At 64.1% G+C, this 14,137-nt stretch carries 14 protein-coding genes; 6 read left to right on the top strand and 8 right to left on the bottom strand.

The genetic code is table 11. The features are described from left to right. Window positions 1-2: 2 nt before the first annotated feature. The 4 genes from N7E70_RS09630 to N7E70_RS09615 all read left to right on the top strand — a co-directional run bounded on the left by N7E70_RS09630 (window position 3) and on the right by N7E70_RS09615 (window position 4,893). Window positions 3-3,131 (top strand): efflux RND transporter permease subunit, encoded by a 3,129-nt coding sequence (locus N7E70_RS09630; protein WP_442866503.1) that lies wholly within the window; start codon window positions 3-5, stop codon window positions 3,129-3,131. Window positions 3,132-3,264: 133 nt separating this feature from the next. Further along, window positions 3,265-3,750, top strand: a complete 486-nt coding sequence (locus N7E70_RS09625; protein ID WP_269441453.1) for a MaoC family dehydratase — start codon at window positions 3,265-3,267, stop codon at window positions 3,748-3,750. A gap of 121 nt (window positions 3,751-3,871) precedes the next feature. Then, entirely contained in the window at window positions 3,872-4,522 is a 651-nt protein-coding gene (locus N7E70_RS09620) for a TetR/AcrR family transcriptional regulator (protein ID WP_067958193.1), read from the top strand. Window positions 4,523-4,644: 122 nt separating this feature from the next. Beyond that, window positions 4,645-4,893: a DUF680 domain-containing protein gene (locus N7E70_RS09615; protein ID WP_182575387.1), complete on the top strand. Its 249-nt coding sequence runs from the start codon at window positions 4,645-4,647 to the stop codon at window positions 4,891-4,893. 224 nt (window positions 4,894-5,117) lie between these two features. Here the strand turns inward: N7E70_RS09615 and N7E70_RS09610 are convergent, their stop codons facing one another. From N7E70_RS09610 to N7E70_RS09575, 8 genes are all read right to left on the bottom strand, one after another. Further along, window positions 5,118-5,333 carry a hypothetical protein gene (locus N7E70_RS09610; protein ID WP_371746473.1) on the bottom strand — a complete coding sequence of 72 codons (216 nt, stop codon included), beginning with the start codon at window positions 5,331-5,333 and terminating at the stop codon, window positions 5,118-5,120. A 92-nt stretch (window positions 5,334-5,425) separates the two neighbouring features. After that, entirely contained in the window at window positions 5,426-5,974 is a 549-nt protein-coding gene (locus N7E70_RS09605) for a sarcosine oxidase subunit gamma (protein WP_067958185.1), read from the bottom strand. Next, the gene (locus tag N7E70_RS09600; protein ID WP_263006198.1) at window positions 5,967-8,960 is read right to left on the bottom strand and encodes a sarcosine oxidase subunit alpha; all 2,994 of its coding nucleotides are present in this window, start codon (window positions 8,958-8,960) and stop codon (window positions 5,967-5,969) included. Before N7E70_RS09600 ends, N7E70_RS09605 begins: the two co-directional genes overlap by 8 nt. After that, window positions 8,960-9,340: a sarcosine oxidase subunit delta gene (locus N7E70_RS09595; protein ID WP_154386944.1), complete on the bottom strand. Its 381-nt coding sequence runs from the start codon at window positions 9,338-9,340 to the stop codon at window positions 8,960-8,962. The genes N7E70_RS09600 and N7E70_RS09595 overlap by 1 nt, the downstream gene beginning before the upstream one ends. 11 nt (window positions 9,341-9,351) lie before the next feature. Beyond that, window positions 9,352-9,786 (bottom strand): hypothetical protein, encoded by a 435-nt coding sequence (locus N7E70_RS09590; protein ID WP_263006197.1) that lies wholly within the window; start codon window positions 9,784-9,786, stop codon window positions 9,352-9,354. 52 nt (window positions 9,787-9,838) lie between these two features. Beyond that, window positions 9,839-10,162, bottom strand: a complete 324-nt coding sequence (locus N7E70_RS09585; RefSeq protein ID WP_263006196.1) for a hypothetical protein — start codon at window positions 10,160-10,162, stop codon at window positions 9,839-9,841. A gap of 3 nt (window positions 10,163-10,165) precedes the next feature. After that, entirely contained in the window at window positions 10,166-11,419 is a 1,254-nt protein-coding gene (locus tag N7E70_RS09580; RefSeq protein ID WP_067958180.1) for a sarcosine oxidase subunit beta, read from the bottom strand. Window positions 11,420-11,491: 72 nt separating this feature from the next. Then, window positions 11,492-12,361 (bottom strand): HEAT repeat domain-containing protein, encoded by an 870-nt coding sequence (locus N7E70_RS09575; protein ID WP_263006195.1) that lies wholly within the window; start codon window positions 12,359-12,361, stop codon window positions 11,492-11,494. A 239-nt stretch (window positions 12,362-12,600) separates the two neighbouring features. Here N7E70_RS09575 and N7E70_RS09570 point away from each other — a divergent pair, with 239 nt between their 5' ends. Further along, the gene (locus N7E70_RS09570) at window positions 12,601-13,359 is read left to right on the top strand and encodes an SDR family oxidoreductase (protein WP_067966181.1); all 759 of its coding nucleotides are present in this window, start codon (window positions 12,601-12,603) and stop codon (window positions 13,357-13,359) included. 141 nt (window positions 13,360-13,500) lie between these two features. Next, window positions 13,501-14,127, top strand: coding sequence for a flavodoxin family protein (locus N7E70_RS09565; RefSeq protein WP_067958174.1), 627 nt, complete (start codon window positions 13,501-13,503; stop codon window positions 14,125-14,127). The last annotated feature ends 10 nt before the right edge of the window (window positions 14,128-14,137 follow it).

Raw genomic sequence — 14,137 nt, 5'->3', positions numbered from 1 at the left:
GCATGAGCACAATGCAGAACGAGAACGCCGAAAAAGGCATCACCGCACTGTTCGTGCGTCGACCGGTGCTGGCCTTCGTCATCAACACGCTGATCGTGGTCGCCGGCCTCGCCGCCTTCTACGGCGTCGAGGTGCGCGAGCTGCCCGACGTCGACCGGCCGGTCATCACGGTATCGACCGGCTACTCCGACGCCGCGGCCGAGATCGTCGACCGTGAGGTGACGGCAGTTGTCGAAGGGGCTGTGGCGCGCGTCACCGGCGTCAAATCGATCTCGTCGAGCTCGTCCTACGGCAACAGCCGGGTAACAGTCGAATTCAATGACGGCGTCGACCTCAACGTTGCCGCCTCCGACATGCGCGACGCTGTCGGCCGGGTGACCAACTCGCTGCCCGACGACGCCGATGCGCCGCGCATCGTCAAGGCCGACGCCAATGCCGACGCTGTGATGCGGCTGGCGGTGACCTCCGACACCATGCCGGTCGAGGACATGACGATCCTTGTCGAGGACCAGATCGTCGACACGCTGGCCGCCGTCGACGGCGTCGCCGACGTGCAGACCTATGGCGACCGCGCCAAGATCTTCCGCGTCGACATCGACCAGGCCAAGGTGGCGAGCCTCGGCCTGACGCTGGCCGACATCTCGAACGCGCTGGCGAGCGTGTCATTCGACGCACCCGCTGGGTCGCTGACCGTCGGCAATCAGGACCTGATCGTCCGCGCAAGTGCGGCTGTGACGACGCCCGAGGCCTTCGAGAGCATCATCATCAACGGCAAGACCAAGCTCGGCGACGTCGCCACAGTCACGCTCGGCGGCGACCCGGGCTCGACCTCCTTGCGCTCCGACGGCAAGACCGGCATCGGCATCGGCATCGTGCGCCAGGCTCAATCGAGCACGCTCGACATCTCCAAGGGCGTGCGCGCGGCAGCAGAGAAGATCCAGACCACGCTGCCCCCCGGCATGACCATCCGAGTGACGTCGGATGACGCAACATTTGTCCAGGGCGCCATCCACGAGGTCGAGATCGCGCTGATCTTGTCGGTAACGATCGTTCTGATCGTCATCTATGCCTTTCTGCAGGACTGGCGCGCGACGCTGATCCCGGGCTTTGCCATGCCAGTGGCAATGATCGGCACGATCGCCGGCATCTATCTTGCAGGCTTCTCGGTCAATATCCTGACGCTGCTGGCGCTGGTGCTGGCGACAGGCCTCGTCGTCGACGACGCCATCGTCGTGCTCGAAAACATCGTCCGCCGCCGCAATGAGGGCATGGGCCCGCGGGCGGCTGCAGTGCTTGGCACGCAGGAGGTGTTTTTCGCGGTGGTGGCAACGACGGCGACACTTGCCGCAGTGTTCATCCCGATCTCGTTCCTGCCCGGCCAGACCGGCGGCCTGTTTCGCGAGTTCGGCTTCGTGCTGGCGATCTCGGTGCTTCTGTCGTCGATCGTGGCTCTGTCGCTGTGTCCGATGCTGGCCTCGCGCATGCTGACCGAAAAGAGCATCGAGCACAGCCATGGCGGCGTGCTCGGCAAGATCGGCACGAAGCTCGCCGCGCTCTACAGACTCTGCTTGCATGCCTGCCTCAATGCGCCCGCTATCGTCATCCTCGTGTCGCTTCTGTTCGCGGGCGCGGCATATGTCGCCTTCGGCAGCGTGCGCCAGGAGCTGACGCCGACCGAGGACCGCTCGCTGGTGATGCTGCGCGTCTCGGCCCCGCAAGGCGTCAGCCTCGACTACACCGCCTCGCAATTGCGCCGCATCGAGGGGCTGATCGAGCCGCTGCGCAAGTCGGGCGAGATCGAGAGCACCTTCGTCAGCGCCGGCATGGGCAACAACAACAATAGCGGTTTCATGGTGCTGTCGCTGGCGACGTGGAGCGAGCGCAGCCGCACCCAGCAAGAGATCGCCGCCGACATCCTGGCCCGCACCAGCCAGGTGCCCGGCGTGCGCACCACGGTCGGACAGCCCAACAGCCTGGGCATTCGCGGCGCCGGCAACGGCCTGCAATTCGCGCTGATCGGCAACAGCTATGCCGATCTCGGCACCGCCGCCGCCAAGGTGCTGGCCGAGATGGAGAAGGATCCGCGCTTCCGCCAGCCGCGGCTTTCGACCGACGCCAACCAGCCGCAGTTGTTCGTCACCGTCGACCGCGAGCGCGCCTCCGACCTCGGCATCGACATCAAGGGCCTGTCCCCTGCCCTGCAGGCGATGCTCGACGGCCGCAAGATCACCAGCGTCTTCATCGAGGACCGCAGCTACGACGTGAAGCTGGTCTCGACCACCAATCCGATCAACGATTCGACCGACCTCGAGAACATCTTCATCAGGACGACCGACGGCCGCTTCGTGCCGGTGTCGACGATCGCCACGCTCAGCGAACGCGCCGTGCCGCCGTCGCTGTCACGCGAACAGCAGCAGCGCTCCGTCGCCATCACCGCTGGCCTGGCCGACGATTTTGCGCTCGGCGATGCACTGAAGGAAGTCGAGCAGATCGCGGCACCGGTCCTGCCCGCGGGCAGCCGCCTGCTGCCGCTCGCCGAGGCGGCGACGCTGAACGAGACCAGCGGCAGCATGCTGACGATCTTCGGCTTTGCCATCGTCATCATCCTCTTGGTGCTGGCGGCCCAGTTCGAGAGCTTCGTTTCGGCTGTCATCATCATGGCGACGGTGCCCTTGGGCCTCGCCTGCGCCGTTTTCGCGCTGATCCTGACCGGCACGTCGCTCAACGCCTACAGCCAGATCGGGCTCGTGCTGCTTGTCGGCGTGATGGCCAAGAACGGCATTCTGGTGGTCGAGTTTGCCAACCAGTTGCGCGACCGCGGCATGGGCGTGCGCCAGGCGATCGAGGAAGCGGCAACGATCCGGTTGCGGCCTGTCATGATGACGATGATCTGCACCGTGCTCGGCGGCCTGCCGCTTGTGCTGGCCCAGGGCGCCGGCGCCGAGGCGCGCATCGCGCTCGGCTGGGTGATCGTCGGTGGCCTCGGACTCGCCACGATCTCCACACTGTTGCTTACGCCGGTGGCCTATCTGCTGCTCGGACGCTTCATCACGCCCAAAGTCGCCGAGGAGAGCCGCCTCAAGCGCGAGCTCGAGGAAGCCGCCTACACCGGCGTCGAGCCGGCCGAATAGCAAAATCATCTGCTTGTACTGGCCAATCTGCGACGGATTTGCCGCCACAAGCGATGACATGGCGTGTCTGATTCTGTATCAGTCCTCGCAGTTACAGCGCCGCATGACTTTTTCTTATGCAGGACAGGATGCAATGAGCCTGAAATCGATCACCCTCGACGAACTTCAGGCCAATCTCGGCAAGGAGGTTGGCGTCTCGCCATGGCGTACCGTCACCCAGCTGATGATCGACCAGTTCGCCGACGCCACCGACGATCACCAGTTCATCCATTGCGACCCCGACCGCGCGGCGGCCGAAACGCCTTTCGGCGGCACCATCGCGCACGGCTTCCTGACGCTGTCGCTGCTTTCGGCGATGACCTTCGACACGCTGCCTTCGCTCGAAGGCGGTAGCATGGGCATCAACCAGGGTTTCGAGGAGCTGAAGTTCGTCGCCCCTGTCAAGACCGGCTCGCGCATCCGCACCCGCTTCGTGCTGTCGGGCCTGAAGATCCGCCCGTCGGGCTGGATCCAGGCGACGCATGATGTGACGATCGAGATCGAGGACCAGAAGAAGCCGGCCCTCACCGCACGCTGGCTGACCATGACCTTCGTCGAGCCCAAGCGCGAAACCGCCTGACCCCTGGCCGCCCCTCAGCCGGCCTTAGTCCCGATGAGCTACGTCGTTGATCGCCTTGCCGCATCATTGGCCGGCGTATAGACTCGGCCAATCTGATCAAGGGAAGTAGTAGGGCGGTTTCTTGTCCAGCAGTGCAGCACAGCGACGCGAACTCCAGAAGGCCGAACTCAGGGCCGAACTGGTGGCGGCGGCCCACGCGCTCGTACGGGAAGAAGGCTACGAAGGCCTGACGATCCGCAAGCTCGCCACGCGGGTCGGCTATGCGCCGATGTCGGTCTATTCCTATTTCGCCGACAAACAGGAAATTCTGATGGCGCTGGCCGAGGATGCCTTCGCCGACTTGGCGCGGCGGATGCGGCAGAACCAGCCCGAGGATCCCGTCGAGGCAATGCGGGCGGCGCTGAGCGAATATGCGGAATTCGGCCTCGGCAATCCCAACGAATACCGCACCGTGTTCATGACCGAGAAGCTGAAGCATCCGCCCGAAGAGACGTTCGACGAGATGGAGCGAGAGAACCCGGCTTTCCAGATCATCATCGAACGGGTGCATGCCTGCCTTGCCGCCGGCGTGCTGAAAGGCGATGCACGCGCCATCGCCACCGCACTGTGGACCGTTGCACACGGCTCGGTGTCGCTGCTGATCACCTTCCCCTTCTACCCCTTCGGCGATCCGAAGGCCTATGTGATGCGGATGGGCGACCTGGCCATGGCAGGCCTTGCCGCCAGCGAGACGCCGCCGCTCACCGACGAACCCGGCAAGTGCCCTGGGTAGCAGTGCAGTCAGTGCATCCATAATAATTTCGTACGCGTACGGTTTATCCCTTGCAAAACGCAGGGTGCGGCCGTATCTGTAAGTCACACCGTACGCGTACGGTAAAATTTACGGAGATGACAATGCGACGGACTATTCTGGCGCTCGCGGCTCTCGCCGCGACGAGCGGCTTTGCAATGGCAAACGACACCCACAAGACGACGCACCAGCCCACTGTGTGCACCCAAACCATCTCGGGCCAGAAGCTCGACTGTGGTTTGACCGGCTCGATCAGGGAGGACAAGGGCCCGCAGACCACCAACGCAATCGGCGCGGAGAAGCCGCGCATCGGCATCGACGTCAATCCCTGGATCGTACCGAGCTTCAACTGAGCGGTTTCTCAGTCCCTCCAGAAAAGCCGCCCGTCCCAGGGCGGCTTTTTCGTTTCTGGGGGCTTGCTCGTCCGGTCCGTAGCAGGTGAGGTCGTCGCTGAGGGTTGCGCGCTTTGCCCGGCGTCACGTTTCGTAGGTCACGGCCTGAATCCTAGGATCCAGGCCGTGACCTCGCCACCACCCGGGCGGCCCCGGTAGCGCGCCGCATGTCACGGCGCGAGAGCCTAGTGCTTCCCGCCCTTGGCGTCGCCTGTCGGCGAACCGGAAATCGTCGTCGAGGTGACCGACACCGGGTCGCTGGCAGGAAAGCTGTCTTCCAAGGCTTCGTCGAGTTCCTGCTGCAGGACGTGCTGATCCTTCGGCCGTTCGTCGTTGCGGCGGGCGCGCCTTTCGCGCTTCGGCCGCATCCGGCCGGTGGTTTGCACGGGCATGGATGGCATGGATTTGTCCTCTCTACAGCGTCGAGAACAAACGCCTGCCCTGCCCCGAGGTTCCGGGGCGAGGCAGCTCTTCTGAAGAAAGCTCGCGCGAACTAGCCGTCGCGGGCCGCCTCTGACAGGAAGCCCCAGACATAGTCGGAGAACGAGCGCCAGCATTCCAGACGGAAGGCATCCTCGCCGGTGCGCAGAAGCACCATCTCGACCTTGCCGAGCACGGTGCGCGAGGCAGCACCCACCGGGAAGGCTGCAAGCGACAGGTCCTGCGGGCAGCCGGCATTGATGGTATCAGCCGCATTGGGGCCAATGACGGCGATGCCGACATTGCGATGCGAGACATCGACCGCCGAGTGCAGGCCCTTGACCGAAGCGCAGTCGCCGATGGGATCGCCGCCGGCCTCGTCGATAACAAGCCATTCGTCAGGGCCGAGCCAGAGCACGGTGCGGCCAGCCTTGACGGCCGAGCTCTTGGGTTTCTCCGGAAGGGTCACGCCGATCGCCTTGGACAGCGCGGCGACGGCGGCTGGGCGGGCACGCAGCGACATGCGGCTGGCCGGTTCCAGAACCTTGAGCGAAACGCCATGCCCGCCGAGGCTTTTGCCGGCATGCGCCGGCTGACGGGTTGCGATTGCGACCTTAGCCATTGAGGCGGTCTCCCTTCTCGTCGAAGAATACGGTTCCGGTGACTTCCACCTCGATGACGCCATCGGGCATCGGCACGTAGAGCGTCTCGCCAATCCGGTCGCGACCGCCGAGCACGAGGCCCATGGCGATCGAGCGGTCGCAATTGGCCGACCAGTAGCTCGAGGTAACGTGGCCGATCATCTTCATCGGGATCGCCTGCTTGGGGTTCTCGACGATCTGGGCACCCTCTTCGAGCACAGTGCGCGGATCTTTGGTCTTGAGGCCAACGAGTTGCTTGCGGCCCTTGGCGACAAGGTCGGGGCGCGTCATGCCGCGAATGCCGACGAAGTCGGTCTTCTTCTTGCCGACAGCCCAGTCGAGGCCGGCGTCATTGGGCGTGACGGTGCCGTCAGTGTCCTGGCCGACGATGATGTAGCCCTTCTCGGCGCGCAGCACGTGCATCGCCTCTGTGCCATAGGCGCAGGCGCCGTGCTTCTGGCCCTCGGCCCACAAAGCTTCCCACACCGCGCGGCCATAATCGGCAGGCACGTTGACCTCGAAGCCGCGGTCGCCGGTGAAGGACATGCGGAACAGGCGGGTCGGCACACCACAAATCATGCCCTCGCGCACCGACATGTGCGGCATGGCCTCGTCGGACATGTCGATGCCCTCGACCAGCGGCTCGATGATGTCACGCGAGTTGGGGCCTTGGACCGCAATCACGGCCCACTGCTCGGAGACCGAGGTCAACCAGACGTCGAGATCGGGGAACTCGGTCTGGAGATAGTCTTCCATGTGGTTCATGACGCGGGCAGCACCGCCTGTCGTCGTAGTGACGTGGAAGCGGTCCTGCGCCAGGCGGCCGACGACGCCGTCGTCATAGATGAATCCGTCCTCGCGCAGCATGATGCCATAACGGCAGCGGCCCACTTCGAGCTTTTCCCACGGGTTGGTGTAGAGCAGCTCCATGAACCTGGCGGCGTCAGGACCGACCACCTCGATCTTGCCGAGGGTGGAGGCGTCGAACAGGCCGGCAGACTTGCGGACGGTGACGCATTCGCGGTCGACGGCTTGATGCATGTCTTCGCCGGCGCGTGGAAAATACCAGGCGCGCTTCCACTGGCCGACATCCTCGAACACCGCGCCATGGCTCTCGGCCCAGCTATGGGTCGGGGTCTTGCGCGTCGGGTCGAACAGCCCGTGGCGGGCGTGGTTGACGATGGCGCCGAAGGTCACCGGTGTGTAGGGCGCGCGGAAGGTGGTGAGTCCGACGGCCGGGATGTCCTTGTTTAGCGCCTCAGCCGCGATGGCAAGGCCGTGCATGTTGGACGTCTTGCCCTGGTCGGTGGCCATGCCGTTGGTGGTGAAGCGCTTGACGTGCTCGATCGAGCGCATGCCTTCATGCACTGCCTGGCGGATGTCCTTGGCGGTGACGTCGTTCTGGAAGTCGACGAAGGCCTTGACCGTGGTACCGGCACCGGCACCCGGGCCGGAACCGAGCATACCGCCGGTCCAGCCTTCGGAAGCCTCGACCTTGAGCGTGACACCCTTGCTTGACTTGGCCCCAGCATCGCGGGCGGCATTGGCGCCGGCCTCAAGCGCCTGCGCGACGGTGTCTTCGAGCGAGTCGAAGCCGTTGCAGGCGCCGACCGAGACGCAATCCTGAGCATAGGTACCGGGCAGGAAGCGCTTGGTGGCGTCGTCGAAAGCAACCTTGCCGCGCGACTGCGAGAACATGTGCACCGATGGCGTCCAGCCGGCTGACATCAGCAGCGCGTCGACGGCGATGGTGCGCTCGGCGCCGCCGCCCTTGGCCTGCACGGTCATCGACTTGATCCGCTGGCTGCCATTGACGCTGGTGACGGCGCGGCCATGGTTGACCTCGATGCCGAGCGCGCGTGCTTCATCGACAAGCGGGCCAGACGGGTTGTCGCGCAGGTCGACGACGGCGGCGACGCCGACGCCGGCCTTCTTGAGGTCGATGGCCGCGGCATAGGCGCTGTCATTGGCGGTATAGACGCCAATCTGTCTGCCGACGACGACGCCGTAATGGTTGAGGAAGGTGCGCGCCGCGGATGCCAGCATGACACCCGGGCGGTCATTGTTGGCAAACACCATGTGACGCTCGATGGCGCCGGTGGCGATGACAACGCGCTTGGCGCGAACCTGCCACAACCGCTCGCGCGGCTCGTCGCGGCCGGGGCGCGCAAGATGGTCGGTGACACGCTCGACGAGGCCGACGAAATTCTGGGCGTAGTATCCGAAGGCCGTGGTGCGCGACAGAACGGTGACGTTGTCCATTGCGGCGAGTTTCGCCACCACATCTTGCGCCCAGCTCCAGCCGTCCTGGCCGTCGATGACTGCACCCTTCTCATAACGCAGCGCGCCGCCGAACTCGGCCTGCTCGTCGCAAATGATGACGCGGACGCCGGTTTCGGCCGCAGCAAGTGCCGCAGCCAGGCCGGCAGCGCCGCCGCCGAGCACCAGCACCTCGCAATGGGCGTAGAGCGCCGAATAATGGTCGGGATCGGGTTGGTCCGGTGCTACACCAAGACCGGCCGCGGCGCGGATATTGGGCTCGTAGAACTTGTGCCAGGCAGCCTTCGGCCACATGAAGGTCTTGTAGTAGAAGCCGGCTGAGAGCATCGGCGACGCGATATCGTTGACGGCACCGACGTCAAAGGACAGCGACGGCCAGCGGTTCTGCGAGGCGACGGTCAGGCCGTCATAGAGCTCCTGCACGGTGGCCCGCACATTGGGCGTCTTGCGCGCAGCGTCGCGGCTGACGGTGACCAGCGCGTTCGGCTCCTCGGCGCCAGCGGAGAGGATGCCGCGCGGACGGTGATACTTGAACGAGCGGCCGACGAGATGCACGCCATTGGCGAGCAGCGCCGACGCGACGGTGTCACCGGCAAGGCCGGTCATCGACTTGCCGTCGAAGGTAAAGCGCGCGGTCTTGGCCGGCGTCAGGCGCCCCTGGCCGGAAATGCGGTAGGATCCAGCCATCATGCCTCTCCCTTGGTCGAGCGTTTTGCCTTGGGCTTTTCGTTGAGCTGGTCAGGCGGGCGGTTGGCCCAGGCGGCCGGGCCACCGTCTGCCTTGAGCTTCTCGAGGTCCGGCTTGGGCTCGCCGGCCTTGTAGGTCAGAAGGAAGCGGTCGGTGATGGTGTCGCGGGCGGCGTTGAAGAAGCGCGCGCAGCCATGGATGTGGCGCCAGCGTTCGAAGATTACACCCTTCGGGTTGGAGCGGATGAAGAAGAACTTTTCGAAGTCCTCGTCGCTCTCGGCGGCGATGTTGGTCGAGCGCGCGATATGCGCTTCGCCGGCATTGCGGAACTCGAGCTCGGGACGCTCTTCCTCGCAATAGGGGCAGTGAATGAGAAGCATCTTGATGATCCCTAGAGTTCGCCGGGGCCGACAATGGTGCCTTGCGGCTGGTCGCAGAGCCGCCGCCCCAAGGCCTCGAACGGAGCGACGCGCTTGATCAGCGTCTCGACGTTGTCGGCCGGCAGGAACAGGTCGCGGCTTGAGATGTTGAGGAAGGTAAGCTCGAACGGGTTGGCCGAGACGATGACGTGGCGCCCAGGCGGCGCATCGTGCTCATCATCGGGATCGTCAGGCGTGTCGATGAAAGAAACGACCCGGCGCCCGCCACTCCACACACACGCAAGCAGGCCCGAGGCGACCGAGAACGGCCACTCCGCCTCGTTGTCGCTGCGGCTGATCGTCTGCAGCCGGACCTCGCTGGCGTCGGGCAAATGGAACATGCCCTTCTCGTCGGCGAGCACGAAGGGCGCGGCCACTGCCGCTATGGTGGCGGCGAGCATGGTCATCAGCGCACCTCCGTCTTGAACGCAGCCCAAGAGACGTGGAAGATTGGCAACGTCAATTTTGACCTCGTCTTCTTGCTACGACCCGCGGATCATCAGTGATTAGGAAGAGGAAACGATACGGCGCGAATTCGAACGCGTAACGACGACGCGGATGGTCAAAACTGCCCTGAAGGTACATCCACGTGCCCACCTTTGGCATAATTCCAAACCAGACAAGAGAAATGAAGGACGGGAGCAACAAGTGCTCCACGTTTTCGAGCAAAAGGTGCCCTACTTCGCCCTTGTAACCATAACTAGACAGGGTCACTACGCTAACCAACGTACCGAACCCCGCCGCCCCCATGATCACAAAGAAACGGTTTGCCAGGCGGGTCATAGTTCAGTGCGCCACCGCCGCCGCTGCCGCTTCGTCGATGAGGCGGCCGGTGCGGAAGCGCTCGATGGTGAAGGGCGCATTGATCGGATGCGGCTCGTCGCGGGCGATGGTGTGGGCAAAGACGTTGCCCGAGCCAGGCGTCGCCTTGAAGCCGCCCGTGCCCCAGCCGCAATTGACGTAGAGCCCCGGCACAGGCGTCTTGGCCAGGATCGGCGAACGGTCCGGCGTGACGTCGACAATGCCGCCCCAGGAACGCAGCATCTTCATGCGCGTGAACATCGGGAACATCTCGCAGATGGCGTCGAGCGTGTGGTTGATGATGTGCAGGCCGCCGGTCTGCGAATAGGAGATATACTGGTCGGTGCCCGCACCGATGACCAGCTCGCCCTTGTCGGACTGCGAGATGTAGGCGTGCACGGTGTTGGACATCACCACGCACGGGAATACCGGCTTGACCGGTTCCGACACCAGCGCCTGCAGCGGATAGCTTTCGAGCGGCATGCGCACGCCGGCCATGTTCATGATGACCGAGGTGTGGCCAGCGGCAACGACGCCGACCTTCTTGGCGCCGATGAAGCCCTTGGACGTCTCGACGCCCGAGACACGACCATCCGGCGTGCGGCGCACGCCTGTTACTTCGCAATTCTGGATGATGTGGACGCCGCGATCGGAGGCGCCGCGGGCATAACCCCAGGCAACCGCGTCGTGGCGAGCGGTGCCGCCGCGGCGCTGCAAGGCGGCGCCAACGACAGGATAACGCGCCGAGGCCGAGATGTTGAGCGGCGGGCAGAACTCCCGCGCCTGCTCGGGCGTCAGCCATTCATTGTCGATGCCGTTGAGACGATTGGCATGGACATGGCGCTTCAGCACCTGCACGTCGTGAACGTTGTGCGCCAGCATCATCACGCCGCGCGCCGAATACATGACGTTGTAATTGAGGTCCTGGCTGAGACCGTCCCACAGCTTCAGGGCGTGGTCGTAGATGCCGGCCGATTCGTCGTAAAGATAGTTGGAGCGGATGATGGTGGTGTTGCGGCCGGTGTTGCCACCACCGAGCCAGCCCTTTTCCAGCACCGCCACATTGGTGATGCCGTGCTCCTTGGCGAGATAATAGGCGGTTGCCAGGCCATGGCCACCGGCACCGACGATGATGACGTCGTATTCGCTTTTCGGCTCAGGCGAGGACCACTGTTCCTCCCAGCCCTTGTGTCCCCGCATCGCCTCACGGGCTATGGCAAAAACCGAATATTTCCGCATTTTTCAGGGCCTCGCTGATGCCGGAAGCTTGGGAGCGCGAGGTGTAGCACTAGCGAAATCCGCCGACCAGCCTTAGACTGTTTGCGACGGGGCCTGCCGTTTTGCGCCACGCTTCTTCAAATGCCCATCACCCCGAAAAACGCTGGAGGTGCTGGAGTCTTTCATTTGCGAATTCTCCACTCGCCCGAACTCGGCACTGGTGGGCACAGCGTGCAGTTGAAAGGCTTGGGAGATCAGACCGCATGGCTCCGGCTCGCCGGCTTCCAGGACGATCTTGGCAAAATTCTCATCTATGATCTTGCGCGGCCTCAAGGCCAGCCCCGCCGCGAACAGACGTAACCCAGGATGGGAATGGCTCGCCAGTTGCCGCACCATTATTTCGGTCACCGTCCTCGAATAGCGGAACGACAGATCGAGCTCGGTGTAGATCGAGTTTGGCCGCTGCGATGCAGCGTTTCTGATTGCCATGGCAAATTGCCCTGAACCAGACAGACGAATGAATTCAATCACACGCCAGCGCACACCGCTGTCAGGATCCTCCAAGCACTGAAGAAGTTTGCCCAAAATCTCGCCGTGCTCTTGCGTCGTACAGTCAGTCAATGCGCCAATCGCATTGAAGCGGATACCCGCGTTCGAAGAACCCATGAGTTCCGCAAGCTCCGGTATCATCGCCCTCGCGCGCCATCCAAGCTCGTTCGCCAGAAATGCGCCGAGGCCAAGCACCTTCTCGGACGGTGAGCTCAGCAGTGGGCGCAGATTATCGATCGGGAAGCCTTTGTCGAACTGGCCGTAGGCGTCCCAGAGCAACTCGCCCAATGTGTTCGGGTCCCGCGACTCGGCGTCGAGCAAAATCTCAATCATTTCTTGGGGGGTCATATTTGAATGGGGTGGCGCGTCCACCCGCAAAGTCTTGACGATCGGAACGTAGAGACCGCCCTTCATCAGGTCAAGCGTTGGAGAAACAGTGCCGAAGTCGCGTTGGCCAAGCTTCCGTCAGAGTGTTCAACGCCATCACCAGGCCGACAGCCGCGTGCGACGGCGCCTACCGTTCGCGCCTCTGTTGGCGACAGCGGTTTCACCGCCGCTTCACGCCGCACGTATCGGGTGGCCCGTCGAGCACCGAATTGCGACCTGTGGGTCAGAGCCGGATGCCTCCGGCCGAAACGCCCACAGGAGCAGACATGTTCGATCTGAATGGAAAAACCGCAATCGTCACCGGAGCAAGCTCGGGCATCGGCCGCGCGACGGCGACGCTGTTTGCGCGGCAAGGCGCGCGTGTTGTGCTTGCAGCGCGTGGCGCCGCCGCATTGGAAGCGCTCGCCAGGGAAATCTGCGCCGACGGCGGCCAGGCGGTAGCACTTGCCGGCGACGTCAGGGACGAGGCCTTTGCCCGCGCCCTTGTCGAGAAGGCAGAGGCGCAGTTCGGCGGCCTCGACATCGCCTTCAACAATGTCGGCCTCGTCGGCGAGATGGGTCCGATCACCGGGCTGGAACTGGCAAGCTGGACAGAGGTGATGGAGACCAACCTGACCAGTGCCTATCTCGGCGCCAAGTACCAGATCCCGGCGATGCTGGAGCGCGGTGGCGGCTCGTTGATCTTCACCTCGACCTTCGTCGGCTACACCACCGGCATGCCGGGCATGGCGGCCTATGCCGCGAGCAAGGCAGGGCTTATCGGCCTGACGCAGGTGCTGGCGGCGGAATACGGCTCGCAGGGCATCCGAGTCAACGCACTTTTGCCGGGCGGCACTGACACGCCCATGGCGACGTTCAAGACCGCCGACGAGCGCGCCTTCGTCGAGGGCCTACACGCACTGAAGCGCATCGCACAGCCCGAAGAGATCGCCCGCTCAGCGCTCTATCTCGCTTCGGAAGCCTCGAGCTTCACCACGGGCGCAGCCCTGCTCGCCGACGGCGGGGTGTCGATCAACCGGCTCTGATCAGGCCCGCCCGGGCCGTGCCCAGGCGAGGCCTGGGCACTCACAGCGATGACGCCGGGAGCGCAAGATCTCCCGGCATGTCACGTTCTGCGACCTTGCCTTGTCATGTCTTCAGTAACAGCACCGGCAGAGGATATGACCATGGACAATGTGACCACCACCCGAACCTCGACTCGCATCGCGATCGTCTTTCACAGCGGCTTCGGCCACACGCGGCGTCAGGCAGAAGCAATTGAGGCCGGCGTGCGTAAAGTCGAGGGCGCGGAGGCGCTGCTGCTGCCGGTTGAAGAAGTCGATCGGCACTGGGACGACCTTGAGGCGGCGCAAGCGATCATCTTCGGCACGCCGACCTACATGGGTGCTGCCTCGGCGGCGTTCAAAAGCTTTGCCGAGGCAAGCTCACGGTCGGTGATGGCAAGGGGCTATCTGTGGAAGGACAAGCTTGCGGCCGGCTTTACAAACTCGGGCGCCCGGTCCGGCGACAAGCTCGCCACGCTGATCCAACTCACGCTGTTTGCGGCACAGCACGGCATGCACTGGATCAATCTCGACCTGCCACCGGCCAACAGCTCTGCTCAGGGCTCGGAAGCCGACCTCAATCGGCTCGGGTTCTGGCTTGGAGCCGCAGCCCAGTCGAACACCGACGAGGGTCCCGACACGGCGCCGCCCGAATCCGATCTCGCCACTGCCCGTCACCTCGGCAAGCGCGTCGCCGAGGCAGCACTTCAGTTTGCGCGCGGGCGTGACGCCGCCTTGCTGCCGGCCTAGTCTGGCGTGC

Origin of the sequence: Aminobacter sp. NyZ550 (genome assembly GCF_025628925.2) — a bacterium.
Lineage (GTDB): Bacteria > Pseudomonadota > Alphaproteobacteria > Rhizobiales > Rhizobiaceae > Aminobacter > Aminobacter ciceronei.
The sequence above is the reverse complement of the archived record's forward strand: the minus strand, read 5'-3'. Positions and strand labels throughout refer to the sequence as shown.